Raw genomic sequence first — 25,517 nt, 5'->3', positions numbered from 1 at the left:
TCCAGTGCCTCTGCGGCGAACGAAAGACGCTGGATCCCTGCTTTCGCAGGGATGACGGTGTCTTTCGCCGAGGCAGCAAATGCCACCTATCCCTGCTGTACGGAATCCACGCATGCGTAGTGATCTAATCAAGACCGGTCCCGACCGCGCACCTGCGCGCGCCATGCTGCGCGCCACCGGCCTGGACGACGCGGCCATCGCCAAGCCGCTGGTGGCCGTGGTGCACACGTGGTCCAACGTGAGCCCCTGCAACCTCAACCTGCGCGAACTCGCCGAGCATGTGGCCGACGGCATCCGTGCCGCCGGCGGCACGCCGATCGAGTTCAACACCATCGCGGTAACCGACGGCATCGCCATGGGCACGCCGGGCATGCGCGCCTCGCTGATCAGCCGCGAGGTGATCACCGATTCCATCGAGCTGGCCGTCGACGGCCACTGCCTCGATGCGATGGTGGTGCTGTGCGGTTGCGACAAGACCATTCCCGCCGCCGCGATGGCGATGGCGCGACTCAACATCCCCAGCGTCGCCCTGTACGGCGGCACCATCGCGCACGGCACGCACGACAACCATCCGATCACCATCCAGCAGGTGTTTGAAGCGGTTGGTGCGCATGGCGCGGGCAAGATCGGCGACGACGAGCTGACCTCGGTCGAACGCGATGCGTGCCCGGGCGCTGGTGCCTGCGGCGGCCAGTTCACCGCCAACACCTTGGCGATGGTGCTGACCACGCTGGGCCTGTCGCCGATGGGCTTCAATGATATTCCGGCCACGCATCCGGCCAAGGCCGCAGCAGCACGTCGCTGCGGCGAGCTGGTGATGGATTGCCTGCGGGAAAACCGCACGCCACGTGAGTTCCTCACCGAAGACGCGTTCCGCAACGCCACCCGCATGGTCGCCGCCACGGCGGGCTCCACCAACGCCGTGCTGCACCTGCTGGCCATCGCACGCGAAGCGGGCACGCGCTGGACGCTGGAAGATTTCGAACCTGCTTCCAAGCACACGCCGGTGATCGCCGACCTGCTGCCGGGCGGCCGCTATACCGCTGTCGAAATGTTCGGCGCCGGTGGCGCGGCACGCGTTGCGCAGGAGCTGATCAACGCCGGCATGCTGGTCGATGCACCCACCGTCACCGGCCGTAGCCTGTTCGAAGAGGCCAATGCCGCGCCGCGCGCCGAAACGCAGGACGTGGTGCATCCGGTCACGCAGCCGCTGAAGCCGCGCGGTGGCTATTCGATCCTCTACGGCAACCTCGCGCCGGAAGGCTGCATCCTCAAGCTCGCCGGCAAGGGCGCCAATCATTTCGAAGGCCGCGCACGCGTCTTCGAAAGCGAGGAGCAGGCCTTTGCCGCCGTACAGGGTGGCACCATCGAGAAGGGCGACGTGATCGTCATCCGTAACGAAGGCCCCGCCGGCGGCCCCGGCATGCGCGAAATGCTGGGCGTCACCGCGGCACTGATCGGTCGTGGCCTGGGCGACGATGTCGCCCTGATCACCGACGGCCGCTTCTCCGGTGCCACGCACGGCTACATGGTCGGCCACATCTCGCCGGAAGCGGCGCGCGGCGGCCCCATCGCGCTGCTGCACGACGGCGACCGCATCCGCATCGACGCCGACACGCGCGAGATCAGCACCACCGCCGACCTCGCCCCGCGTCGCGCCACCTGGCAACCGCCCGCACCGAAGGTCACGCGCGGCGCGCTGGCCAAGTACGTCTCGCTGGTGGGCTCCGCTTCCGAAGGCGCCACCACGCAACCCATCGCACCACGCAGTCCATCCGCTTCTTCCTCTGTTTCCCAACAAGTCAACGAAGACACGACCGCAGGAGTCACCGCATGAGCAACAACACCAACGACACGCTGGCCAAGGCCCGCATCGCCGTCCTCGGCTATGGCAGCCAGGGCCGCGCCCACGCCCTCAACCTGCGCGACTCCGGTCTCGACGTGGTGGTTGGCCTGCGCAAGAACGGCCCCTCGTGGGAGAAGGCCCGCGCCGAAGGCTTCACCGTCGCCGAGCCGGGCGATGCCGTGAAGGACGCCGACCTGATCGCCGTGCTCACGCCCGACATGGTGCAGCCGAAGCTGTACACCGAAAGCATCGCGCCGAACATCAAGCCGGGCGCGGCACTGCTGTTCGCGCATGGCTTCAACGTGCACTTCAAGCAGATCGATCCGCGCAAGGACATCGACGTGATCCTGGTCGCGCCGAAGGGCCCGGGCGCACTGGTGCGTCGCGAATATGAAATTGGCCGCGGCGTGCCGAGCATCTGGGCGATCCACCAGGACGTCAGCGGCCAGGCCGAAGCGAAGGCCAAGGCCTATGCCGACGGCATCGGCGGCGGTCGTGCACTGCTGATCAAGACCGACTTCAAGGAAGAGACCGAGACGGATCTGTTCGGCGAACAGGCCGTGCTGTGCGGCGGCGCCAGCTCACTGGTGCAGGCCGGCTTCGAGACGCTGGTGGAAGCTGGTTACCAGCCCGAGATCGCCTATTACGAAGTGCTGCACGAACTGAAGCTGATCGTGGACCTGTTCTATGAAGGCGGCATCAGCCGCATGCTGGAGTTCGTCTCCGAGACCGCCCAGTACGGCGACTACGTCAGCGGTCCGCGCGTGATCGATGCCGGCACCAAGGCGCGCATGAAGGACGTGCTGAAGGACATCCAGGACGGCACCTTCGCCAGGAACTGGATCGCCGAGTACAACGCCGGCCTGCCGAACTACAAGAAGTTCAAGCAGGCGGACCTGGAGCATCCGGTGGAACAGGTGGGCGCGCAGCTGCGTGCGCGCATGCCGTGGCTGCAGGCGAATGCGCCGAAGCCGGCTGCCGAGCCGCTCAAGAAAGTGGGTTGAGGTTTGGCGTCTCCCCGCACCCGCGCGGGGAGATCGGAAGGGGAGCCCTCCCGCTGGCTTTCACCCCTTCCTACCCTCGCCTGCGCAAGCCGCCCCTGTCGGGCCTGCGCAGGCGAGGGAGCTTCTTCACCGAAGACGACATTCCCAAGGAAAACCGACGACCGTGAACCTGCCATTGCAAATGGAGATGCCCACCCCGGCCACCACCCATCCGCTCGCCGGCCAGACCATGAGCGGCGCGGAAGTGGTGGTACAGGTGCTCGCCGACGAGGGCGTCAGCGTGCTGTTCGGCTACTCGGGTGGCGCGATCCTGCCGGTGTACGACGCGGTGTTCCGTTACAACGCCACGCATCTGTCGCCGATGGGCGGCGAGCCGATGCCGCTGATCGTGCCCGCCAACGAGCAGGGCGCAGGTTTCATGGCGGCCGGTTATGCACGTGCTTCGGGCAAGGTGGGCGTGGCCATCGTCACTTCCGGCCCGGGCGCTACCAACATGGTGACGCCGGTGCGCGACGCCATGTCCGATTCCGTGCCGATGGTGGTGATCTGCGGCCAGGTGCCGACCGGCGCGCTCGGCAGCGATGCGTTCCAGGAAGCGCCCGTCAGCAACATCATGAGCCCGTGCGCGAAGCACGTGTTCCTGCTCACCGATCCCTCCCGGCTGGAAGCCACGCTGCGTACCGCATTCGAGATCGCGCGCAGCGGCCGCCCCGGTCCGGTGGTGGTGGACATTCCCAAGGACGTGCAGAACACGCCGCTCAGCTTCGCCGGTGAAGGCACGCTGCCGATCCCGGGTTATCGCGCGCGCCAGCATGCGATCCAAAGTGCACGCGTGGATGACGCGCACTGCGAAGCTTTCTTCGAGGCGCTGGCGAAAGCAAAGCGTCCGCTGATCTATGCCGGTGGCGGCCTCATCGCCGGCGAGGCGTCCGCCACGCTGCGTGCCTTCGTGCAACAGTTCGGCCTGCCCGTCACCACCACGCTGATGGCGCTGGGCGCGATGGACACCACCGACCCGCTCGCCCTGCACATGCTGGGCATGCACGGCACCGCGTATGCGAACTACGCGGTGGAAGACTGTGACTTCCTGCTCGCCCTTGGCGCGCGCTTCGATGATCGCGTCGCCAGCGTGCCCAACAAGTTTGCGCCGAACGCGCGCTTCGTCGCGCAGATCGACATCGATCCGGCCGAAATCGGCAAGGTGAAGTCGGTCGACTGGCATCACCATGGCGACCTGGACCGCACGCTGTCGCGCCTGCAGCAGTACGGCGCGCGCCACGGCTTCCATTTCGCCAGCGATGGCCGCTATGCGGACTGGCACGCACACGTCGCCACGCTAAAGGCCACGCATGCGCTGAACTACGACCACGACAGCGAACTGATCCAGCCGCAGGCGGTGATCGAAGCGATCAATCATCGGACGCAGGGCCGCGCGATCATCAGTACCGGCGTGGGCCAGCACCAGATGTGGGCGGCGCAGTATTTCGATTTCCGCGAACCGCGCCATTGGCTCACGTCCGGCTCGATGGGCACGATGGGCTTCGGCCTGCCCGCGGCCATCGGCGCGCAGTTCGCGCGGCGCGACGCGGTGGTGATCGACATCGACGGCGACGCCAGCATCCGCATGAACCTCGGTGAGCTGGAAACCGTCACCACTTACGGCTTGCCGGTGAAGGTGGTGGTGCTCAACAACATCGGCGACGGCATGGTGCGCCAGTGGCAGAAGCTGTTCTTCCGTGGCCGCTTCGCCTCGTCCGACAAGAGCCTGCACAAGAAGGACTTCATCAAGGCCGCGCAGGCCGATGGCTTCGAGTGGGCGCGCCGACTGGAACGCAAGGAAGACATGGCGCAGACGGTCGATGAGTTCCTCGCCTTCGACGGCCCGGCCTTCCTGGAAGTGATGATCGATCCGGATGCCGGCGTCTACCCGATGGTGGGTCCGGGCGCGACGTATGCGCAGATGATTACCGGCGATTTCATTCCGTCGCGCATCGCCCCGGCGGTGTCGAAGGAGTCGAAGAGCGACATGTTCTAACCGCCGTCGTCCCAGCGGACGCTGGGACCCAGCGCCTTTCGGCCTACAAGGCGCTGGATTCCAGCCTCCGCTGGAATGACGAGTAGGAGGGGTTACGGAGTCTTGCCATGAAACACACGCTGTCCATCCTGCTGCAGAACGAATCCGGCGCCCTGATGCGCGTCGCCGGCCTGTTCGCCGCGCGCCACTGCAATATCGATTCGCTGACCGTGGCCGCCACGCGCGACCCGGCCGTGTCCCAGCTCACCCTGGTGATGCACGGCGCGGATGACACGGTGGAGCAGATCATCAAGCAGACGCGCAAGCTGGTCGACGTGATCGAAGTCAATCATCCGACCGCTGCCGCGCCGTGAATGCACTCGCCAAGCCCGCGCTGAATACCGCTCGCCTCAGCGAACACGAATTGCTGCGGCAGACCGTGGGCGCGCGCGTCTACGATGTGGCACGCGAAACCGCGCTCGACGCCGCGACCTTGCTTTCGGCACGTCTTGGCCAGCGCGTGCTGCTCAAGCGGGAAGACCAGCAGCCGGTGTTCTCGTTCAAGCTGCGCGGCGCCTACAACCGCATGGCTTCGCTCGACTCGGCCCAACGCGCGCGTGGCGTGATCGCCGCCTCGGCGGGAAACCACGCCCAGGGCGTGGCGCTGGCCGCGGCCCGGCTCGGCATCCGCGCGGTGATCGTGATGCCGGTGACGGCACCTCAGGTGAAGGTGGACGCGGTACGCCGCTTCGGCGGTGTGCAGGTTGAGGTAGTACTGGCCGGCGATTCGTACAGCGATGCGCAGGTCGCTGCCGCGCAACTGCAGTCCGAGCACGGCTACACCTTCGTGCATCCGTTCGACGATCCCGCCGTGATCGCCGGGCAGGCCACGGTGGGCATGGAGATCCTGCGCCAGCACCCCGGCCCGCTGCACGCGGTGTTCGTACCGGTCGGTGGTGGCGGACTGCTCGCGGGCGTTGCCGGCTATATCAAGGCACTGCGCCCCGACGTGAAGGTGATCGGCGTGCAGACCTGCGACTCCGACGCGATGGCGCAGTCGCTGGAGCGCGGCGCGCCGGTGACGTTATCGGAAGTCGGCCTGTTCGCCGACGGCACCGCGGTGAAGCGCGTGGGCGACCTCACCTTTGAGCTGTGCCAGCAGCATGTGGACGCCATGATCCGGGTGGACACCGATGCGATCTGCGCGGCGATCCGCGACGTGTTCCACGACACGCGCAGCGTGCCGGAGCCCTCCGGTGCTCTCGCCCTCGCCGGCCTCAAGCAATACGTGGCGACGCATGGACCATCGGAACACCCGATGGTCGCCATCGTCTCCGGTGCCAACCTCAATTTCGACCGCCTGCGGTTCGTGGCCGAGCGTGCCGAAGTGGGCGAGCAGCGCGAAGCGGTGTTCGCGGTGACCATCCCCGAGGAACGCGGCAGCTTCCGCCGCTTCTGCGCGGCGCTGGACCAGCGCAACATCACCGAATTCAACTACCGCATTGGCAGCACCGCCGAGGCACACATCTTTGTAGGCGTGCAGACCACGCATCGCGATGAACGCCATACCCTGATCGATGCGTTTCGCACGCACGGCTTCGGCGTGCTCGATCTCACCGACGACGAGCTGGCCAAGCTGCATCTGCGCCATATGATCGGTGGAAGCTCACCGCTGGCGCGGGACGAGTTGCTCTATCGCTTCGAGTTTCCCGAGCGACCGGGCGCGCTCACGCGTTTCCTGAGTCACATGCATCCGGACTGGAACATCAGCCTGTTCCATTACCGCAACCAAGGTGCGGACTATGGGCGCATCCTGGTCGGCATCCAGGTGCCGGAGGATGAGCGGGCGCTGTTCCAGGCGTTCCTGGAGACGCTGGGCTATCCGTTCCGCGACGAGAGTACGAATCCGGCGTATCGGTTGCTGTTGAGGGAATAAGGCAGGCTGGATCGCGCACTGGGTGCGCTCCTACAAGAGCGGCGCTTCTGTAGGAGCGCACCCAGTGCGCGATCGCCGCGCCTCAGCCTTCCACAACCTCCAACTCGAACACATGGTTGTCGTAGTCGCTGAAGTAAAGCGCCGTGTCCCCACGCGCCATCTGGTAATCCACCGCCAGCTCGTCCATGCGCCGCGCGCAGACCAGCTGCTCTTCCTTGGTCACTGCAAACGCGATGTGGTCGCCATTGCGCGAGGCCGGCCCTTGTCCGCGGATCAGGGCGAACTCCAGACCCGCCAGCTGGAGGATCACTTCCGGGTGCGAGTCAGTGGGGTCTTCCTCACGAAGGATGCGCACGTCCTCGAACACGCCGGCCAGCAGATGTGCCGTCCGCGTGGGATGGGTAACGATCAGTGCGATGTGACTGAGGGCATTGGGCATGGCGGCGATCCGGTCTTGAGATCCGCAGTGTAGTCAGCTTTATGACCGTCTTGCGACGAAGCGCGCCCTGCAGACCGGCGCTGCGTCACGCTACCCCGGGCGGTGGGGCACGCTACACTTCGGGGATGGCTCCCACTTCACGCAAGCGCCAGCCGCGCAACCTGCCGGCCAACAATACGCCCCGCCCCCGGCCCGGCGTGGCGCCCCGTTCGGCGCGCGGCAGTGCGCAGCCCTCGGACAGTTCCACCCGCGCGACGCGCGTGCTCGATTGGCTGTTGCAGCAGTTGCCCGCCCCCTATCGCAGCAAGGCGCGCGACTACCTGGTGCTCACGCGCATGGATCGCCCGATCGGTGCGCTGCTGCTGCTTTGGCCAACGTGGTGGGCACTGTGGCTGGCCGCGGCGGACTTCCCGCCGGTGAAGCTGCTGGTGATCTTCACGCTGGGCGTGTTTTCCATGCGCGCGGCCGGTTGCGCCATCAACGATTTCGCCGACCGCAAGCTGGACCCCCAGGTGGCCCGCACCGCCGGTCGCCCCATCGCGGCCGGTCGCGTGACGCCGCGTGAGGCGCTGATCGTGTTCGCCAGCCTGCTGGTGTTCTCGTTCATCCTGGTGCTGTTCACCAACAAGCTCACCATCGAGCTGTCCTTCGCGGGCGCGGCGCTGGCGGCCTTGTACCCGTTCACCAAGCGCTATACGCACCTGCCGCAGGTGGTGCTGGGTGCGGCGTTCGGCTGGTCGATCCCGATGGCCTTTGCCGCGGTGTCCAACACGGTGCCGGCGGTGGGCTGGCTGCTGTTCATCGCCAACATCGTCTGGTCGGTGGTGTATGACACGCAGTACGCCATGGTGGACCGCGACGACGACCTCAAGGCCGGCGCCAAGTCCACCGCCATCCTGTTTGGCGACGCGGACCTGCCGATCCTTGGCATCCTGATGGGCACGTTCCTGCTGGCCATGCTGTTCGTGGGTCAGCGTGCCGCGTTGGGCTGGCCTTACTGGCTGAGCCTGCTGGTCGCCGCCGGCCTGTTCGGCTGGCAGATGTGGCGTATCCAGGGCCGCGAACGCGACGCCTGCCTGTGGGCGTTCCGCAACAACAACTGGCTGGGCATGGCGCTGTGGATCGGCATCGTGCTGGCGCTGGCGGTGCGCTGACCAGCCGCCGTCCTTCCTGCGGGAGCGCACCCTGTGCGCGACCGCGACCTGGCAAGAAGCCTCTCCGTAGGCTTGTCGCGCACAGGGTGCGCTCCCACAAAAATGAAACAGTCACGCCTCCTGTCGATTTCGACGGGTATCGTTCGTCGTCTGGATAAGAGCCGCCCTCCGGTGGCCCGGCCAACCAACCAGGAGTGACGACAATGCGATTCATAGCCATGGTGCGCGCCACCCGCGCCTCCGAAGCCGGCGAGATGCCGAGTGAAAAACTGCTGACCGAAATGGGCCAGTTCAACGAGGAGCTGGTGAAGGCCGGCGTGATGCTGGCCGGCGAGGGGCTGCACCCCAGCGTGCGCGGCGCGCGCATCCGCTACGAAGGCGACAAGCGCACCGTCATCGACGGCCCCTTCACCGAGACCAAGGAACTGATCGCCGGCTTCTGGTTGCTGCAGTGCGCCTCGCTGGAAGAGGCCGTGGAATGGCTCAAGCGCGCCCCCAGCCCGTTCGACGACGGCGCGTCGGAAGTGGAGATCCGCCAGGTGTTCGACGTCGAGGATTTCGGTGCGGAGTTCACGCCCGAACTGCGCGAACAGGAAGCGCGCCAGCGCGCCCAGATGGCCGAGAAGCACTGATCCCTGGAGACCGCCATGCAGGTGCAACCCTATCTGTTCTTCGATGGCCGCTGCGAGGAAGCCCTCGCCTTCTACGGCAAAGCCGTGGGCGCCCAGGTGCAGCACCTGGTCCGCTTCAAGGAAAGCCCGCAACCCACGGAAGGCTGCGGCCCCGACCAGCCCAATGGCGAAAAGATCATGCATGCGTCGATGAAGATCGGCGATTCGCTGGTCAACGCGTCGGATGGCGAATGCCGCGGCCAGGTGGATTTCCGGGGCTTTTCACTCGTACTCAATGCCAAGGACGATGACGAAGCCGCGCGCTTGTTCAGCGCCCTGCTACACGACGGTGGCGAAGCGACCCTGCCGCTATCGGCGACCTTCTTTGCCTCCAGCTTCGGCATGTTGCGCGACCGCTTCGGCGTGAACTGGATGGTGATGTCGCCACCGAAATAGCCCTGCGCAACGGCAGGGTTGCGTCGCGGGAGGTGCGGTGCTGTGATCGGCGACCATGACGGCCACCGACATCCACCGCACCATCGACGCGCTGTGGCGCATGGAATCGCCCCGGCTGATCGCCGGCCTGGCCCGCATCGTGCGCGACGTGGGCCTCGCCGAGGAGCTGGCGCAGGACGCCCTGGTGACGGCGCTGGAACAGTGGCCGACCACCGGCGTGCCGCGCAATCCCGGCGCCTGGCTGATGACCACGGCCAAGCACCGCGCGATCGACCAGATGCGCCGCCATGCGCTGCATCGTCGCAAGGAAGGCGAACTCACCCGCGAAATCGAGGACCAGCTCGAACAGACCGTGGGGGACCCGGATGCCATGCTGGACGATCCGATCGGCGATGACTTGCTGAGCCTGGTATTCACGGCCTGTCATCCGGTGCTGTCCACCGAAGCGCGCGTGGCGATGACACTGCGCCTGCTTGGCGGGCTCACCACGCCCGAGATCGCACGCGCCTTCATGGTGCCCGAGCCCACGGTCGCACAGCGTATCGTGCGCGCCAAGCGCACCCTCAGCGAGGCACAAGTTCCATTCGAAGTGCCACGCGGTGACGCGCTGTCCGAACGACTCGCGTCTGTGCTCGAAGTGATCTACCTGATCTTCAACGAGGGCTACACCGCCACCTCGGGCGATGCGTGGATGCGCCCGGACCTGTGCGGCGAGGCCCTGCGCCTGGGCCGCGTGCTGGCCGGCCTCGCACCAGGCGAGCCTGAGGTGCACGGCCTGGTGGCGCTGATGGAAATCCAGGCATCGCGCATCGCGGCTCGCGTCGGCCCGAACGGCGAACCCATCCTGCTCAGCGAACAGAATCGCGGGCGCTGGGACCAGCTGCTGATCCGACGCGGGCTCGCCGCCTTGCAGCGAGTGGAAGCACTCGGCGGCGCGGAAGGTCCGTATGCGTTGCAGGCTGCCATTGCCGCATGCCATGCAAGGGCGCGCACCGCCGCGGACACCGACTGGCCACGCATCGCGTCGCTGTACGACACCTTGGCGCAACGCATGCCCTCTCCCGTGGTGTCACTCAACCGCGCCGTGGCACACGCGATGGCGTTTGGTCCACAAGCAGGGCTGGATCTGGTGGACGCGCTGCGCGACGAACCCTTGCTGCGCAACTATCACCTGCTACCGAGTGCGCGCGGCGACCTGCTCGGCAAGCTTGGCCGACACGCGGAAGCGCGCACGGAGTTCGAACGCGCCGCCTCCCTCACGCGCAATACGCGCGAGCGCGACCTGCTGTTGCAGCGGGCGGCGGCCAGTGCGAAGGCGGCCGACGCATGAGGTTTCAACGACGCTGCGTTAACCGGTCCATGCGATAAGCCGCCAGATCCGGCACATCGCCGCACATGTGCTCCACGAACGCGTTGCGCTCGTGCCACATCACCTCCATGTCCCACAGACAAAAGGAATATCGTCCCAGGTCTTCGATCCAACCCTCGGGCTGCGTCACCGCTACGGCTATGAACATCTCGTTGTCATTACCCCACCATCCGAGCGTCAGAAAACGCGCATTGGCGCCGTCATGACAGATGGCGAAGGCCGGCGTGTCATGCCACGGCACGGAGCGCATCGCCTTCATGATCTGCAGCCGCGCAAGATAAGGCGCGGGGTCGACCGGATCTCCGCTCGCGGAGATCGTGTAGATCTTCACACCGTCCACATCGGTGTCGACGGGTAGCGATTCGATGCGTCGCTCCGAAAACATGGCGCCTTCCTCCTTTCGCGCGCGTCTCTACCGTTGCACCGGACGCAGTGTCTCGCTCTAATGATGCCCGTTTGGCCTTCCATGCGGCCACTGCCGTCCCGTCGCCGCACTGTTCCATCGAGCTGAAGTTTCCCTGCCGCCTATCCTGAAGGGAGCAAGGTATGGATCGTTCGCAGCAAGCCATGGCCTCCTCTGTAACGTCGTTGCCGGTGCCCGACCGCGCTTATGCCGCGCCCCACCCCTCGCAGGTCGGCCTCGCCGCCAGCATGATCGGGCTGGGCGTACTGGGCCTGATCTACGGCGACGTCGCGCTGGTCTGGCAGCACTTGCCGATCGAGCACCTTCCCGGCGAAAAGTTGATCGCCTATGCGTTTGCATTGATCGAGCTGGTCGGCGGCATGGGCCTTCTGGTGAAGCCGCTGGCCAAGCCCGCCTCCGCCTTGCTTGCCGCGTTCCTGTTGATCTGGGCAGTCCTGCTGAAACTGCCCGCGGTCGTGTTCGTACCGCTGATGGAAGCGACCTGGCTCGGCTTCGGGGAAATCGCCGTGATCCTCGCGGGAGCCTGGGTGCTGCTAGCGCGCTATGCCGGGAATCACGAGCACGGCAAGCTGAGCTGGCTCTACGGTCGCCGCGGCGTCCGCGCTGCACGCGTGCTGTTCGCGGTATCGCTGCCCATGATCGGGCTGTCGCATTTCTTCTACAGCGAGCAAACCGCCGCACTGATTCCCGCCTGGCTCCCTTACCCGCTCGGCTGGGCCTATTTCACCGGCGCTTGCAGCATCCTCACCTGCGTCGCCGTGCTGTCCGGCGTGCTGTCGCGGGTCGCGGCCACCCTGGAGGCCGCGATGCTATGGATGATCACGCTACTGGTATGGGCACCCGCGATCATGGCCCATCCCTCCGATCGCACGGCATGGACGGCGTTCGTCATCTCCGCCGCCATTGCCTGCGGTGCCTGGGTGGTGGCGGATTCCTATCGCGAGCGGCGCTACGACGCCTCGTAGGCGCTGACCGCATCCATCACCCGTGCCGAATACACCAGCGCGGCACCGGCATTGAGCGCCACCGCCACACCCAGCGCCTCGGCGATTTCCTCGTGGCTGGCCCCGTGCTTGAGGGCCTCGGCCGTATGCACGGTGATGCAGCCATCGCAGCGCGTCGTGACGGCCACCGCCAGCGCGATCAGCTCGCGTGTCTTGGCATCGAGCTTGCCGGTCTTCTTTGCCGCATTGGAGAGCGTCTGGTAGCCGGCCACGGTGTCGGGACTCAGCTTGCCGACGTCACCGATGCGACCAACGAGTTCCTTGCGATATTCGGGCCAGTTGAGCATGGTGCTGTCTCCTCGGAAGATGGGCAGGCGCCGTCGCGCCGTGCGCCGTGCGCCGAGATGCTGCGCTACCCCTCGTATTCCCTGAGTGATAGCAGCCGGCGCAAAAGGCCACATGGGTCGGTTCCTTGGTTATGGCCGTGCATACAGCCTCCGCGTCGACGGCCTCATGGCGGAGTTGGGTACGTCTCCGTAGGCAGGTACCAGGTGGACCGCAAAATCAGGGGCCGCGGATCGACGTGTCCCGCCTTGCGTGCAGAGGGCAAGAACACCCAGCCGTATGCGTTGGCACATGTCCGCGTATTTCCGGTGATCTAGCCAAACGATCGTTCGCCACGTCTTCACCGCAATGGCCCGATCGTCGCTTGGAAAGAGCGATCCATGCGCCAGCAAGCCGAGCTGTATGGATCGTTCGACCACATAGGCAGCGATGGCAGCCGGACGCTCCACTCGGCGCGACCCGAGCGCCACGGCCTCTCCGCCGTAAGCTTCGAATACGCTGAAGGGAAAGGAGTGATTCCGGTCTTCATAGTCGAAGATAAGGTGATCGATACCGAACAACCTCGATGACCTGGTGATGCGGATGTGCCTGCGGGGTTCCACGACACTGAACGTCCGGTGGTCGTATTCGAAATGCATCGATGCCTCGCCCGATCTTGAATTTGTTGATGGGTGGCGCTGCCTTCCGAAGCGGCGAGAACGCGATGTCTCTCGCGCGTCCATCCGCATGTCGACCACCCAGCCAGCGAACCGGGCCTCACGCTAACCAACGGGCTGGCTCGAAGATCGTGCATAAACGGCTCCGTTATGCACATAAACGGCACGATTCAAGGCTTTGTGCCGTGCGTCTCTTCCCTATGCCGAAAATGTGCATCGTCGCGCCGTTTATGTGCATGGGCATGCCGCTCCCGTGCATCAGCGCTGCCCGGCGCCCGCTACGGTAAAAGCGTGCCCAACGCACTCGCACGGGCAACCCACACCAAGGAAATGACGGTGCTGTATACGGCTCTTCGACTTCTGACGGTTTCGTTTGTCCTGCTGGCTCTGGTGATTGGCACGGCGATCAACGACCAGTGAATAGCGATCGCGGCCTATAGCGGCGCCCCAGCCCTCACCCGATTCACTTCAAAACAGGCGACCCGGCATAGCGCAACGTTTCCGCGCCTCCCGACGCGCCATCACCATCGATACGGTTGAAGCGACCAAACGACTCATTCGCAAGAAACGGGTTGCAGGGCAGCTATCGATCCAACAACGAGGTTCGAGGCAACGCAGGCGTCTGCTTGCCGGCATCGGACACGGCGTCACGCAGCACAGGCCTACTTTTGCCCTTTATATGTCTTACGGAAAGAATTTCATGGCGGTGTGGATTACCAACAGGTTTGAGCGTTTGCGCCAACGGGTTTGTGGCGCGACAGGCCATCAATGGGTTCGCCTGGACGATGGCGAACGAACCTGCGCTCGCTGCGGTCAACGCGCCATCCGATCCTGGCGTCGTTACTGAAGCGTAGCGACGCGGCCGCGGTCGATAACCATAGCGACCGATTCCATGGATCTCGGGGAAGCCTGTCGGTTGGACGGCGGGCAATGCACAAAGGGTTGCAGCGACCATGATCAACGCACAAACCGCCCTCAGGGGAATTGCTTCGGAAGTAGCGCAGGCCAACGCGCTGAGGGACAAGATCACCCTAAGCTCCTTCATGGCGCTCGAGGATCTCTATCCCCAACTGGCAGACCTGCTGGTTCAGCAGATCGGGAGCCGGCGCCGTGCCGCGCAATGGATGTGCCGGCACCAATGGTCGTTTGCCGGCCGGACCGCCTACGAGGTGCTGGCCGAAGGCGATGAAAGCCGGCTTTGGGACGTCATCCATGACGCCAGCCCCAATCTCTACAGCCGCGATCTCGTGGGCGAATAAGACTTGACGGGATTGATTTTAAATCGATATAAATCGGCGTTTTACGTGTAGAATCACCGACATATCGCAGCGAATAGACCCGCGTCCGCAGTGACGCCGGTTTGACAAGGGGGTTGTCGCCGGCTGCTTCGGGGAAGCGTGGGGACATGATCAGGTTAGGCAGCGGCGAATTCGAGCTCTTTGCGAGCCATCTCGAGCCTCTCATCGGCAATTTCACGCTTACGAAGCGGTTCACCCACGACTGGTGTCTGGCGCGCCTGGCCTTGGACAGCCTGGGGATATTGAAAGGCCAGGCAGGTGGCGGCGTGCTTTTCAGCGGTGAATGCGCCGCTCCGTGCTACACGATGCTTATCCCGCTATCGATGCCGGAGTTCGTCGCCATCAATGGCTGTGAACTGGATGCGCTGACCGTTGCCTTTCTGGCCCCTCGCCTCGAGTTCCACTTGCCGACCAGTGGCATGATCCAGTGGTTCGGCGTGATATTGGACGAAGCCATCGTGAAACAGTGGATGGCACAGGAGCTCATCGAAGGGCGTCCTGACCAGCGATCCCACCGAATCGGTCGGGCGGACGCCAGCGTCGTCCGGCGCCTGTCGAGCATCGTGGTTCGCGCCTTGCAGAACCATGCAGAGCAGCCAGCCCTGTTCGAGGATCTCCGGGCCCGGGAAGCTCTGACCCAGCAGCTGCTGGATGCCAGCCTCGAATGCGTGCAGAGCATGGATGAGGAGCGTCGCCATCAGGTAGGTCGCCCCCGTCTCGGGCGTGAGCAGATCGTTCGCAGTGCACTGGACGTTGTGCAAGGCGCTGGCAGCGATATTCCCGACATCGACGAACTCTGCCGAGTCGCCGGTACGTCGCGTAAGACACTGCACACCGTATTTGTCGAGCAGTTCGGCGTCAGCCCGCACCGTTACCTGCTGCTCAGGCGCTTGAGCCAGATCCACGGGGCGCTTCAACAAGCCGACCGGTCCGAAACGATCGCCTCGATATGCGGCCGTTTTGGCGTATGGGATTTTGGGCGATTCTCCGGCTTCTACCGCTCCATTTTCGGCGTGCCACCGTCGATGGTGCTGAAGGCTGCGCAGCTTTCCTGATGGGCTGACGACCCAACGCTGCTCAGGCGGCCGCAGCGAGCCGTCGTCGCAACGTGTCGCTGGGATACTCGCCGAAGACCCGGTGATAACCGCCGGCAAATCGGGACAGGTCCCACATGCCGCGCTTGAGCGCGACGGACGCCACCGAGACCCGGTCCGGGCGTGACAGCATCAGGTCCCGGCAGGTGGAACCCAGGCGCAAGTAGAAAAGGTATCGCGTGGGCGACAGTCCCACTACATGCTCGAACGCGTAGCGCAGCGTGCGCTCGCTCACCTGTGCCGCATCGCACAATTCGCTGATGTAGATTTCCTTGTGCAGGTTGTCGAGCATGAACTCCAGGGCGCGCTTGAAAATGAAATAGCGACACCGATGGTCGATGGTCGGTAACGAACCGACTTCGTCGGTCACGCTGAGGTTCGCCGTCACCTGGCGGCAGACAAGTTCCTGAATCCGTCGATCGAACCCTTCATCCGGATGATCACCAGCATGCATCAATGCCGATCGCTGAACATCTTCATGTGCCTCGCCCAAGGACGCGTCAGCGAGCGCGTGGGATGCAGACCATGTGGGGCGACTTCCCAGCGATAAAGCGAGTCGCCGCGCATCGCCATGATCGATCCACGCATCGATCGAAGTAAGCACGATGCTCGCGCTCGTACCCTTCCCGAAAATGATGTCGCAGTCATGTTTCGGAAAGACGGTGAACGAAGAGCCTGTCGTCAATGCGGCGCCATCCAGACGGCTCCTCGACCCCGCTCGGTGCGTGTGCCCCACCAAGACATGCCCCTGGGGCAGGCGGAACCGGCACTGTATCGGCGCATGGGCTTTCAGGACGAGTGCAACGTGGCCCCCGCACCGGTGAAACCGGAGATCGATGCCGTGCTGGTCGGCACCCAGCGGGACCGCCACCATGTTGAAGTTGGGGAACGCCGTGTAGAGGCTGGGCAAGGGAGGCACTGGTAAGCGATCACGTGCGTGGATCGACCAGTGCGACGGTGGGACGCTTCGCCCCGCCGTTGAAACTGCCTAGCCTGTCGAGGCTTGCTTCCGCACTGACGATGGGTCTGAGGAATCGTCGGTTTGAGAAGCAGTGTTGGGTAGTAGACCGCCACCATCTACGTAAAACATGTAGAAACAGCGCAAACGGCCTGCAGACCCGCATCGCACGGCAACGATGGCTCGTCCAGACACTCGACTTGAAAGACTTGCGGCCGGCACCGGCGATGCCGGCCGCAACGTGTCAATGCGAAGGTGGCGGGTCGATGGGTGCCGGCGACTCCGTCGAGGTCGGTGCCGGCTTCGGCAGTACGAGATTGGGGTTGGACTCCATCGCCTCCAGTGCATGGATCTGCTGCTTCACAGCATCCAGCTGGGCCGTCGTGTTATGCAGATCACTAGTGAGCGATGCTGCCTGCTGGCGGGCCTGTTCCTGCTGCTCGGCCACCTGTTGGGCCTGTTGCTGCTGATTGCTGGCATCCTTCTGTAACGTGCGGAGGCGCTGCTCGTTCAACGCAATCATCTTCTCAGCATACTTCTTGCCCGCATTCAGGCGCATGGCGTCGATCTCGACTTCACCGAGCGTCTGCGTCTGCGCAACAAATGTGCGGTAAAGCGTCTCCGCCTGCTCGAACGAGTCCGTCTGGATCACACGCCAGAACTCCTTGCCGTGGAACAGGACCACGTAGTACCCGAGCGTGTCCGCACGGAACAGCAAGCTCGAGCCATACGTGCTGTTGTAAGTGGTACGCACCTCGGTGAGCTGGTGCGTATCAATCAGCTGCCTGAGGCTGTCCACCATGCTGGCGGGCACTTTGCTCTCGTTGCTGGACGACGCAGGTGATGGAATGTTGCCCGACAAGGGCGAGCTCGCGCATGCGGCTGTTGCCATCAGCACCATCGATCCCATCGCCAAAGACATCCGTCGCAGGCCCACTTTACGAATCATTGCCTTCATCCCATTCCCCCTAGGTTTTGCTTGGCGCCTCGGCATGTGTTGAAGCGATGCCGCGTTGCTTCTCGAAGGCCCTTGGCATGGCCACCGATCCGGCTTTTTTGCTTGTGATCAATAAGTGACATCGACTAGTAGACCAGCTGCGCTCGATGGCACTGCAGCCCGTGTAGTGTCACGGTGCTCACGCCGAGACTGAGCCCCAGCGTGTCCCTTAGCAGTGGTGTCAGCATTTGCGTGCCGACTGCGTTGAGTGGCCCCTGCAGCGTCTGCGCAACAAAACCGAGCAAGGCCACATAGGCATTGGATACCGTTCCACTGTTACCAGCCATGGCGCCCTGGATGGCGCTGACGCATGCAGTGTCGCTGACCGTGCACCCCAAAGTGCTGGCCACCTGTCCAAGGGCGCTGCCTGTATTGCCCAACAACCCGGCGACACCACCCAGCAGTGACGGCACGTTGAGACTGAGCGCGCTGCCAAGGATCGTGGCGACTGAACCGACATCGTTACCCAGCAACCCTTGCAGCCCCTGTGAGGCGCTCTGCAGCTGGGTGAGCGCCTGGCTAAGCCGCGTCAGGTTGAGTGGTGACGAACCCGCCGTGGCGTTCCACAAATCCTGCGCCAACGCGCCGGAGGTCTGTGAACTATTGCCTGGGGTTCCTTGCGTCGTGAGGGCAATCGTCAAGGCCGTCATGAGATTGTTGACGGCCGTACCCACGGCAAGTGATGTCCCGCCATCGGGAATGTTCTTGCTCTGGCCGGGATACAGGGCCCCGGTGCCACTCGATGTCAGTGGGGAAAGCGTCAGTGCGCTATTGAGAGTGAGCAACGGCTTGCCTGCGGCACTCACTGCGAGCAAGGAAGCCGGGCTGCTCGCTCCGGGAATCGAACTGCAGCTACCGCTGGTTGAGAATGCATTGGCCGCGGTGAAGTTGCCGACGCACATCTGAAGCACGCTGGAGTCCACTGCCAGCACGGCCTGCGGTCGTCCCTGGCTATCGAGTCCATCGCACAGGTCAGTGAGCGTGGCCTGTGCATTGACCAGGTCGATGGCAAGTGGCACATCGAGCGAGATTCGCGCCAGCGGGTTGAGCAGTGAGCCGACCACGGGAATCCCGCCGCTGTCGAACTTCAACTCAAGGAAAGTGCGCAGCTGTGCCGAGTAAGCCGTGGTGCCAATGCCGCCGATACCGATGGCCGGCGGCTCGATCACACGCGTTTTCGCAGTCACGTTGAGCGCACCGAAGATGCCACCCGACGGCGTCGCGACATCGACGCCGACGGCGTGATCGCCTGTGGCGACGCCAATGGCGGTGATGATGAGCTGCAGCGCATTGACTTGCGCATTGAGCGCCGACTGCGCCGCCGAATCGGGAGCCACAATCTGCGCGAACAGACCACCTGCACCGTTGGTGGAACCCAGCGCCACGTTGCCGGCATTCGTGCCCAGGCTGGCGTTGATGGCATTGACCAGCGACACGTCGGCGCCTAGCAGATCCTGGCGCCCTGCGGCCTTGACCGTGGCATCGAGCACATCGATCAATGCATGGGCCTGCAGTTGTGACGCGAGCAACGCATTGAGGCCACCGACCGTGATGTCGGCCGGCACGCTCACGCCCAGCTGCTGCAGCAGGCCTGCGGGCGTGATCGTCACATTGGCAAGTCCGTCATAGCTCACCAGTGATGTGCCGGTGAGTGGCAGGCCGATGCCCGTGAGCGCCTGGCTCAATAAGCCGCTGCCGTTGACCTGTGCGAGCGCGCCGCTTACGGAGAAAACAGCAATGGGCGGTTGTGCGGCGGACACCGCGGTCGCGCTGACACTGGGCAACAACGAGCCCGGGCCCTGACCGGCAGTCGCACGGGTGGCCACGACCTTCACGGCATTGGGCGCCTGCGCGCCGGGCGGCGCGGCGAAATGATCGGGAGTCCCCGCGTTGGCCACCGGATCCCAGGTGCCACAGCTGATCGCCAGTTGCTGGCTGAAGCCATTCTCGATTTGTGCGTTGCCGCGCGCAGCCGTATTGTCCTGATTGTTAGCAGCACACGCGGTGGGCATTTGCGCACCGGCCAGCGAGGCAAGGTCGGCGACCTTCTGCGCGTCGCGCCTTGCCCAATAGACATAGCCGACGCCGAGCAGGCCGAGCATGGTGACCAGGCCAAGCATCAGCAGCAGCATGGCGACCGCCATGCTGCCTCGCTGCGTCATGCGACGCCGGCCCCTGAAGACCATGCTGGCCGGCATATCCGTCACTGCGCGCCGGCCGTGCCCGATGCGTTCTTGTTGCCGGACACGTTCGTTGTGTAAAAGGCCGGGATGGGATGCTCGAAGCTCTTCAGGTAACGCGAGTAGCTCGCCGATGCCTCGGCTCCCGTAATGGGCAACGCTTTGCCCGCGTGCTGCCCTTCGGCCTGCATGCGCAGCAATTGCCGTGTGACGCTACGGTCCGCACTGTCCGTATCGGTCGGCGCGGCAGGGGTGGCGGGGACGGATGGCTCCTGTGCTGCAGCCGGCGCAGGCGCGGCATCAAGCATTCGTCCGGTGATCGGGCTCTGTTGGGCCGCTGCTGGCAGCGCGAGCAGCGCCGCAAACGCAGCAAACACACCGCGACGACTGAGGATACGTAGGGTCTGGCTCATGGCCGGGCCTCTTGGTTGGCAAGGGGAGTGAACCGCTGCAACATGCTGGCAGGCACCTCGCCAGCGCGCTGCGTGCCGCCGGTTGTGGTCGAAGTGCCGCTGACCGAACTGGTTGCTTGGCGATGACGATCACCGAGTTCGAGCGCAAGCTGGCGCACGCCCGCACGGCTCGAAGGCGGAAGCGATGCGCGCTGCATGATCGCGTCGGCGCGCGTCGAGTCGCCGGTGAGCAACGCCCACAGGGCAAGATTGGAAACTACCTTGGGATTGGACGGGTCCAGCTCGGCAGCCATCGCCAAGGGAGCCTGCGCCTCGTCGTAACGGCCCGCGCACAGGCGTGCAAAACCAAGGTCGCTGAGATAAGCCGCGTTGACCGGCTCCAGCTTGGAAGCCTTGAGGAGCGCCTCGTCGGCCGCCGCATCGTGACCGGCCTGCGCTTCGATCAGTCCCAGGCCATGCCATGCCGGCGCAGCCTGGTCGCCATGAAGCAGACCGTGATAGATCTCGCGTGCCGCGTCATGCTGGCCTGTCTCTCTCAGCGCATCGGCCTGACGCCTGCGCAGCTCAGGCGTATCGCCGTAGCGCTGCCGGTAAGCATCGATGTGCGCCAGCGATGCGTAGTACGCGCCCTGCTGCTGCATCTGCCGCACCAGATCCATGTACATCGCCTTGTCGTCGTGGCTCGCGGTTGCGGGCGCGACCAGCGAGGGCTCCGGGGCATGATTGGGATATCCGCCGATGGTCTTGCTGCAGCCGCCGAGCAACGCCGTCACGGCGATGACAAACGAGATCCAGGCTTGGCGCGTCACGAACATGGCCATCGTCAATGCACCTTGAGCTTGGTCATGGTGCCGATCAGGGAGATCACGGCGGGACCGGCCAGCACCAGCATCAGTGCTGGCAGCAGGGTGAGCATCATCACGATGGTCATCTTCACCGAGAGCTTGCCACTCTGTTCTTTCATGCGCAGCTTGCGCTGCTCACGCAGCCGATCCACGAACTGGCGCAGGGGCTCCTGCACCGCACCCCCGTGCTCATGCACCTGCACCAGGATCTGCACGAACCCCTGCAGGCCATCGCACCCGAACTCGCATAGCCGACGTAGCGACTGCATGCGATTGCGGCCGTGAGCGTAGGCGACGTTGGCTTCACGAATCTCGCGGGACAACAGCGGCAGCGGCGCCTGGAACCGATCGCTCACCACTTGAAGGCTCTGGTCCACGCTGAAGCCGACGCCCTGCAGCAGGCGCATGAGGTCGACCAGCAAGGGAAGCTCGTCCTCCGCACGCTTGCGCAGCCGCTTCGCCATGGCGTCCAGCAGCAGCTTGGGCGCGATCAATCCGAACGCCGCCGCACCAATGCAGACCACGATCACATTGAACCCACCCGGCCGGAACCACAGCAGTGCGGGCAGCGGGGTGGCTACAGCCAGTGCCAACCGCAGGCCGAGGAAGATGGCACGGCCTTGCGGCGTGTTGCGGTTGATCTGACCTAGCAGCAGGCGGTCTTCAGCAGTGAGCAGCGCCTGTCCCAGCCGCCCCTTGCCGAAACGCTCCCCCAAGGCCTGGATCGCCTCAAGCAGGCGTTGGCGCCAGTTGCCCTCTTCCTTCGCCACGCCCTCCCCGCGAACAGCCATCATCGGTCCGGCCAACGCGCGGTCGATCACACGCGATTCCCGGCGGCGACGTCCAAGACTCCGCCAGGCGCTGATGGCAAACAGCGCCAGCCCGGCCAGGAGGCACGCAGCCGCGCATCCAAGGATCCAATCCTTGCTCATGGCGTGCTCCTCATGCGGAGTGTCTTTTCCATGGCGCTACAGCGACCTGGCCTGGCGATACAGCAGGACAGCGCCACCCGCTTCAAGGCCCAATGCAATCGCGAACAGCTTGTGACCCAACGGCTGCGTGAACATCGGCGAGAAAAATGCCGGATCCACCAGCATCATCAGCGCGGACACCGCCAGCGGAAGCAGACCCAGTACCCAGGCGGACATCCGCGTTTCCGATGTAATGGCGTGCAATTCGCTGCGGGCGTGTGCGTGATCGCGCATGAAGTCGCTCATGCGCTGCAGGATGTGATCGGCGCGACCGCCCACGCGGATGCCGACACCGAGCACGGAATGAAGCAACGACAGCTCCTCCAGTGCATACGGGCGGGACGCCGTCGCCAGTGCCTGGTCGAGATCGACGCCGGCATGCATGGACAGCAACGTACGGTCGAGCACGCCGCGAAGAGGGGCACTCATCGACTTCGCCGCACTCTGGAATGCCATGGGCAGGCTGTTGCCTACGCTCGTCAGGCGGATCATGCCGTCGAGAAAGTCGGGCAGCTGGCCAACCATCTGTCGCCGCTGCTGCTCGGCGCGGCGACGCAACCATAGCCACATCGCGGCCGTATAGACGCCACCGATCAGCGGCATCGCAAGGGCGCTGCCAATGCGCCACCACGCCAGCACGGTCAGCAACACGCCAGGCGAAACCAGCGCGACATAGATGCGTCGGCCTGCAGGTAGCGCCGCCTCCAACAGGAATTCATCCATGCGCTGACGCAGGCCCTGAGCGACCGGCACGGCCGGCGCAACGACCGGGCGTGCTTCGCTTATGGCGCGGCTGCCTAGCCTGGCATCGATATGGTCCATGCTCTTGCGCTGCTGCAGACGCAGCGCGCTTCCCCACCACAGGTCGATCGCGACCGCGAGCAGGATCAGGGCGAGGCTGGCGAGCGCCAACACCTGGGTCATAGCAGCGAGCCGCTCGCCTGGCGCAGGAACTGGCGGAACGGTTCGAGCTTGGTGGTATGCGGCTGCAAGCCCAGGCCCATCCAGCGATCCGTATCACGCCCGTCACGGTCGACGAAGGACTCGTGCCGATACATGTCCTGCGTGGTGATCACGTTGTCGCCAACGCCCGTCACCTCGCAGATGGATTGCACGACGCGCCTCCCATTGCCTAGTCGTCCGATCTGGATGATGAAATCCACCGCGCTCGCGATCTGTCGACGCAGGCTGCTCTCGCTGCCCTGGAAGCCGGCAAAGCCTGCCAGCATTTCCATTCGGTACAGCGCATCACGCGGCGAGTTCGCGTGGATGGTGGACATCGAACCATCGTGGCCAGTATTCATGGCCTGCAGCATTTCCAGCACTTCGTTGCCGCGCACCTCGCCGACGACAATGCGATCCGGGCGCATGCGAAGGCTGTTGCGCACGAGGTCGCGAATGCTCACCGCCCCTTCGCCGTCGAAGCTTCCCAGACGGCTTTCCAGCCGCACCACGTGCGGATGGTGAAGCGATAATTCGGCGGTGTCTTCCACCGTGATCACGCGCTCCGTTGCCGGGACGAAACTGGCCAGTGCGTTGAGCAACGAGGTCTTGCCGGAGCTGGTTCCGCCGGACACGATGATGTTGCATCGTCCCAGCACCGCCGCCTCAAGGAATGCGCGAATGGCGCGATCGAAGCTGCCCTTCGCGAGCAGCTCGTCGGGGGTAAACGGATCCTTGCGGAACTTTCGGATGGAGACGCATGGGCCACCGACGGCGAGCGGCTCGATGATCGCGTTCAGGCGCCCGCCATTAGGCAGGCGCGCGTCGACCATGGGATTGGAATCGTCCAATCGCCGTCCCAGCGGCGCCAGGATACGGCGCACGATGCGCAGGAGATGATGGTTGTCGGCGAAGCGAATGTTCTCGCGTCCGAGCACGCCGCCGCGGGACACATACACATCCTCGTGGCCATTGATGAGGATGTCCTCGACATCGGTCTCCTGCAGCAGGTCATCGAGCGGACCGAAGCCGGTCAGCTCGCGTACCAGCGCGCCCGCGACCTTCTGCATTTCCGCTTCGTTGACGGGGATGCGCCACTCCTGCACGAAGCTGGCGGTCTCCGTCTCCACATACTTGACGACGGTCTGGCGTGCCCAGGACGACAGGTCGATGCGCTGGTCTTCGATGCGATTGAGCAAGAACTCATGTGCGGCCGACAGCACGTCCTGGAACTGCTGCGTCTGCTCGAAGGGAACGTCCGAAGCATCCAGGCGCGCCGAAATGTCGGCGCGACGCAGCGCAGCGGCGAGTGACGCGTCTGAACTATTCAGTGGCGTTTCCATGATGATCCCTTGAACCGGTTGAACCAGACTTTCCAATGGGGCGCGCTGACAGCTTGCTTTACCGGCAGGCGTAGTCGCGACAGCAACGGCCGTAGCGCACGTATATAGGGGTCGGCGGGGACCGCTTCGTGAAGCAGAACGCCTTGATTGGCACTGGACCGCAACGGGCGCGAACGCTCGGGCAACGTGGCGAGTAATGGCAGGTTGAAGCGCTCGGCCATGTGCGCACCGCTGATGCCGCAGGCTTCGTCGTAGCGATTCACGACCAGCGATACGCGCATGTCGCGAGCAGCCGCCCGCTCAAGCTGCCGCAGGCAGCTATCCAGAGCCACCATCGAGCCGACGGCCTGGTCGCCGATCAGCCAGATCTCATCTGCAACCTGCACCAGCCCTGCGCCCGCCACGGCCAGCGCACGAACATCGAAGTCGCACAGCACCACGTCGTACATCGACAACAGCCGCTCCAGCAGCGGCAGGGCTTCGCTGCCACCGACATCCGCCGCATCGCGGTCCAGCGGAAGGCCAAGCACGGATGCGCCGCTACCGTGGCGGCCCACCGCGGTGCGCATCAGCGTGGCATCGAGGCGGTCTGCATGGCGCACGGCGTCATCGAAGTGGAACTCGCCATGCACGCCGAGATAGAGTCCGACGTCGCCGGAAGAATGCCCGAGGTCGAGCACCAGTATGTTGTTGGACATACCCGGGGATTCACTGGATGAGGCCGCAGATGCGGTGGCGGCGAGATGTGCCGACAGTGTGCTGGAGCCCAGTCCGGGCCTTACGCCGCACACCAGCACCAGCTGACCGCGCCTCGAAGACGCTGTCGGCATTTCGCTGCGCCGGTGTCTCGCCTGCTCCATGAGCTGCCGGAGCTGGCCAAGCACCACCTCATCCGCGGCATCGATATCGATGAATTCTTTCAGGCCCGCGCGCATGGCAGCCAACACACCGGCGCCACGGTTTGCGGTTGCCACACCCATACCCACCAGCAGCAGGGCGGGGTCGAGCGAGACCAGTTGACGGGCAAGCTGTATCGAGTTGTCCGCGTGTTCGGCGGAGAAGTCCAGCAGCACGAGGTTGGTGGTGCGTGCATCCAGGGCTTGCCTGCTGTTCGCGAAGCGCTGGCTGTCACACCACGACAGAGTCACCAGATGACGCAAACGTGCGGCATAGCGCTGTGCGCTGCTCTCCTGGGGAGAGAACAGCAGCAGCTGCGCCGTGTCCAGCGACAGCCTGGCCAGGTTGACTACGGTCGTGGCGTTCGGCTGCATTACCCGT

27 protein-coding genes are annotated in these 25,517 nt (G+C 64.6%); 15 read left to right on the top strand and 12 right to left on the bottom strand.

The features are described 5' to 3' along the window. The first annotated feature begins 112 nt into the window (after window positions 1-112). The 5 genes from ilvD to ilvA all read left to right on the top strand — a co-directional run bounded on the left by ilvD (window position 113) and on the right by ilvA (window position 6,800). Window positions 113-1,837: a dihydroxy-acid dehydratase gene (gene ilvD, locus EPB08_RS00335; RefSeq protein ID WP_130617080.1), complete on the top strand. Its 1,725-nt coding sequence runs from the start codon at window positions 113-115 to the stop codon at window positions 1,835-1,837. Next, a complete protein-coding gene (gene ilvC / locus EPB08_RS00330; RefSeq protein WP_130617079.1) occupies window positions 1,834-2,850 on the top strand; it encodes a ketol-acid reductoisomerase in 1,017 nt (338 codons plus the stop codon). The genes ilvD and ilvC overlap by 4 nt, the downstream gene beginning before the upstream one ends. 181 nt (window positions 2,851-3,031) lie before the next feature. Beyond that, on the top strand, window positions 3,032-4,885 hold the full coding sequence (gene ilvB / locus EPB08_RS00325; protein ID WP_130617844.1) for a biosynthetic-type acetolactate synthase large subunit: 1,854 nt from the start codon (window positions 3,032-3,034) through the stop codon (window positions 4,883-4,885). A gap of 107 nt (window positions 4,886-4,992) precedes the next feature. Continuing rightward, on the top strand, window positions 4,993-5,238 hold the full coding sequence (gene ilvN / locus EPB08_RS00320) for an acetolactate synthase small subunit (protein WP_130617078.1): 246 nt from the start codon (window positions 4,993-4,995) through the stop codon (window positions 5,236-5,238). After that, the gene (gene ilvA, locus EPB08_RS00315; protein ID WP_130617077.1) at window positions 5,235-6,800 is read left to right on the top strand and encodes a threonine ammonia-lyase, biosynthetic; all 1,566 of its coding nucleotides are present in this window, start codon (window positions 5,235-5,237) and stop codon (window positions 6,798-6,800) included. Before ilvN ends, ilvA begins: the two co-directional genes overlap by 4 nt. An 82-nt stretch (window positions 6,801-6,882) precedes the next feature. Here ilvA and EPB08_RS00310 read toward each other — a convergent pair whose 3' ends face one another. Then, window positions 6,883-7,239, bottom strand: a complete 357-nt coding sequence (locus tag EPB08_RS00310) for a VOC family protein (protein WP_130617076.1) — start codon at window positions 7,237-7,239, stop codon at window positions 6,883-6,885. Between the two features lie 125 nt (window positions 7,240-7,364). Here EPB08_RS00310 and ubiA point away from each other — a divergent pair, with 125 nt between their 5' ends. The 4 genes from ubiA (at window position 7,365) to EPB08_RS00290 (ending at window position 10,790) form a co-directional block, all read left to right on the top strand. Further along, on the top strand, window positions 7,365-8,393 hold the full coding sequence (ubiA, locus tag EPB08_RS00305; protein WP_130617075.1) for a 4-hydroxybenzoate octaprenyltransferase: 1,029 nt from the start codon (window positions 7,365-7,367) through the stop codon (window positions 8,391-8,393). A gap of 203 nt (window positions 8,394-8,596) precedes the next feature. Beyond that, on the top strand, window positions 8,597-9,025 hold the full coding sequence (locus EPB08_RS00300; RefSeq protein ID WP_130617074.1) for a YciI family protein: 429 nt from the start codon (window positions 8,597-8,599) through the stop codon (window positions 9,023-9,025). A 15-nt stretch (window positions 9,026-9,040) separates the two neighbouring features. Beyond that, window positions 9,041-9,460, top strand: a complete 420-nt coding sequence (locus tag EPB08_RS00295; RefSeq protein ID WP_130617073.1) for a VOC family protein — start codon at window positions 9,041-9,043, stop codon at window positions 9,458-9,460. Window positions 9,461-9,515: 55 nt separating this feature from the next. After that, complete coding sequence (locus tag EPB08_RS00290) at window positions 9,516-10,790, top strand: RNA polymerase sigma factor (RefSeq protein ID WP_130617072.1); 1,275 nt, start codon at window positions 9,516-9,518, stop codon at window positions 10,788-10,790. A gap of 4 nt (window positions 10,791-10,794) precedes the next feature. Here EPB08_RS00290 and EPB08_RS00285 read toward each other — a convergent pair whose 3' ends face one another. Further along, window positions 10,795-11,214: a hypothetical protein gene (locus tag EPB08_RS00285; protein ID WP_130617071.1), complete on the bottom strand. Its 420-nt coding sequence runs from the start codon at window positions 11,212-11,214 to the stop codon at window positions 10,795-10,797. Between the two features lie 161 nt (window positions 11,215-11,375). On the opposite strand from EPB08_RS00285, the gene EPB08_RS00280 reads away from it, so the two are divergent. Then, on the top strand, window positions 11,376-12,218 hold the full coding sequence (locus EPB08_RS00280) for a DoxX family protein (protein WP_205746243.1): 843 nt from the start codon (window positions 11,376-11,378) through the stop codon (window positions 12,216-12,218). Here EPB08_RS00280 and EPB08_RS00275 read toward each other — a convergent pair. After that, window positions 12,203-12,544: a carboxymuconolactone decarboxylase family protein gene (locus tag EPB08_RS00275; protein WP_130617070.1), complete on the bottom strand. Its 342-nt coding sequence runs from the start codon at window positions 12,542-12,544 to the stop codon at window positions 12,203-12,205. The two genes, EPB08_RS00280 and EPB08_RS00275, sit on opposite strands and share 16 nt — an antisense overlap. A 378-nt stretch (window positions 12,545-12,922) precedes the next feature. Between EPB08_RS00275 and EPB08_RS00270 the strand changes: the two genes are divergently transcribed. From EPB08_RS00270 to EPB08_RS00260, 4 genes are all read left to right on the top strand, one after another. Continuing rightward, window positions 12,923-13,111: a hypothetical protein gene (locus EPB08_RS00270; RefSeq protein ID WP_130617069.1), complete on the top strand. Its 189-nt coding sequence runs from the start codon at window positions 12,923-12,925 to the stop codon at window positions 13,109-13,111. A gap of 378 nt (window positions 13,112-13,489) precedes the next feature. Next, complete coding sequence (locus EPB08_RS21335) at window positions 13,490-13,618, top strand: hypothetical protein (RefSeq protein ID WP_267873328.1); 129 nt, start codon at window positions 13,490-13,492, stop codon at window positions 13,616-13,618. 533 nt (window positions 13,619-14,151) lie between these two features. Beyond that, complete coding sequence (locus tag EPB08_RS00265; RefSeq protein ID WP_130617068.1) at window positions 14,152-14,457, top strand: DUF2384 domain-containing protein; 306 nt, start codon at window positions 14,152-14,154, stop codon at window positions 14,455-14,457. 146 nt (window positions 14,458-14,603) lie between these two features. After that, window positions 14,604-15,551 carry an AraC family transcriptional regulator gene (locus EPB08_RS00260; RefSeq protein WP_130617067.1) on the top strand — a complete coding sequence of 316 codons (948 nt, stop codon included), beginning with the start codon at window positions 14,604-14,606 and terminating at the stop codon, window positions 15,549-15,551. A 22-nt stretch (window positions 15,552-15,573) separates the two neighbouring features. Here the strand turns inward: EPB08_RS00260 and EPB08_RS00255 are convergent, their stop codons facing one another. Beyond that, on the bottom strand, window positions 15,574-16,500 hold the full coding sequence (locus EPB08_RS00255; protein WP_130617066.1) for a helix-turn-helix domain-containing protein: 927 nt from the start codon (window positions 16,498-16,500) through the stop codon (window positions 15,574-15,576). 292 nt (window positions 16,501-16,792) lie between these two features. Continuing rightward, window positions 16,793-17,362, bottom strand: coding sequence for a DUF2968 domain-containing protein (locus tag EPB08_RS00250; RefSeq protein ID WP_229238158.1), 570 nt, complete (start codon window positions 17,360-17,362; stop codon window positions 16,793-16,795). On the opposite strand from EPB08_RS00250, the gene EPB08_RS21195 reads away from it, so the two are divergent. Continuing rightward, window positions 17,349-17,549, top strand: a complete 201-nt coding sequence (locus EPB08_RS21195; protein WP_229238157.1) for a hypothetical protein — start codon at window positions 17,349-17,351, stop codon at window positions 17,547-17,549. The genes EPB08_RS00250 and EPB08_RS21195 overlap by 14 nt on opposite strands. A gap of 82 nt (window positions 17,550-17,631) precedes the next feature. On the opposite strand, the gene EPB08_RS00245 is transcribed toward EPB08_RS21195, so the two are convergent. The 7 genes from EPB08_RS00245 to EPB08_RS00215 are packed head-to-tail and all read right to left on the bottom strand — an operon-like array spanning window position 17,632 to window position 25,510. Continuing rightward, a complete protein-coding gene (locus tag EPB08_RS00245) occupies window positions 17,632-19,707 on the bottom strand; it encodes a TadG family pilus assembly protein (RefSeq protein WP_165418342.1) in 2,076 nt (691 codons plus the stop codon). A 41-nt stretch (window positions 19,708-19,748) separates the two neighbouring features. After that, window positions 19,749-20,138: a DUF3613 domain-containing protein gene (locus EPB08_RS00240; RefSeq protein WP_130617063.1), complete on the bottom strand. Its 390-nt coding sequence runs from the start codon at window positions 20,136-20,138 to the stop codon at window positions 19,749-19,751. After that, the gene (locus EPB08_RS00235; protein ID WP_130617062.1) at window positions 20,135-20,959 is read right to left on the bottom strand and encodes a tetratricopeptide repeat protein; all 825 of its coding nucleotides are present in this window, start codon (window positions 20,957-20,959) and stop codon (window positions 20,135-20,137) included. Before EPB08_RS00235 ends, EPB08_RS00240 begins: the two co-directional genes overlap by 4 nt. 2 nt (window positions 20,960-20,961) lie before the next feature. Continuing rightward, window positions 20,962-21,915 (bottom strand): type II secretion system F family protein, encoded by a 954-nt coding sequence (locus EPB08_RS00230; protein ID WP_229238156.1) that lies wholly within the window; start codon window positions 21,913-21,915, stop codon window positions 20,962-20,964. A 36-nt stretch (window positions 21,916-21,951) separates the two neighbouring features. After that, window positions 21,952-22,878 (bottom strand): type II secretion system F family protein, encoded by a 927-nt coding sequence (locus EPB08_RS00225; protein WP_130617061.1) that lies wholly within the window; start codon window positions 22,876-22,878, stop codon window positions 21,952-21,954. Beyond that, a complete protein-coding gene (locus EPB08_RS00220) occupies window positions 22,875-24,239 on the bottom strand; it encodes a TadA family conjugal transfer-associated ATPase (protein ID WP_130617060.1) in 1,365 nt (454 codons plus the stop codon). The genes EPB08_RS00225 and EPB08_RS00220 overlap by 4 nt, the downstream gene beginning before the upstream one ends. Next, complete coding sequence (locus EPB08_RS00215) at window positions 24,224-25,510, bottom strand: CpaE/TadZ family protein (RefSeq protein WP_130617059.1); 1,287 nt, start codon at window positions 25,508-25,510, stop codon at window positions 24,224-24,226. The genes EPB08_RS00220 and EPB08_RS00215 overlap by 16 nt, the downstream gene beginning before the upstream one ends. Window positions 25,511-25,517: the final 7 nt, after the last annotated feature.

Source organism: Dyella amyloliquefaciens, assembly GCF_004296575.1.
GTDB lineage: Bacteria > Pseudomonadota > Gammaproteobacteria > Xanthomonadales > Rhodanobacteraceae > Dyella > Dyella amyloliquefaciens.
Note: the sequence above shows the minus strand (reverse complement) of the source record. Positions and strands in the feature narration are given on the sequence as shown.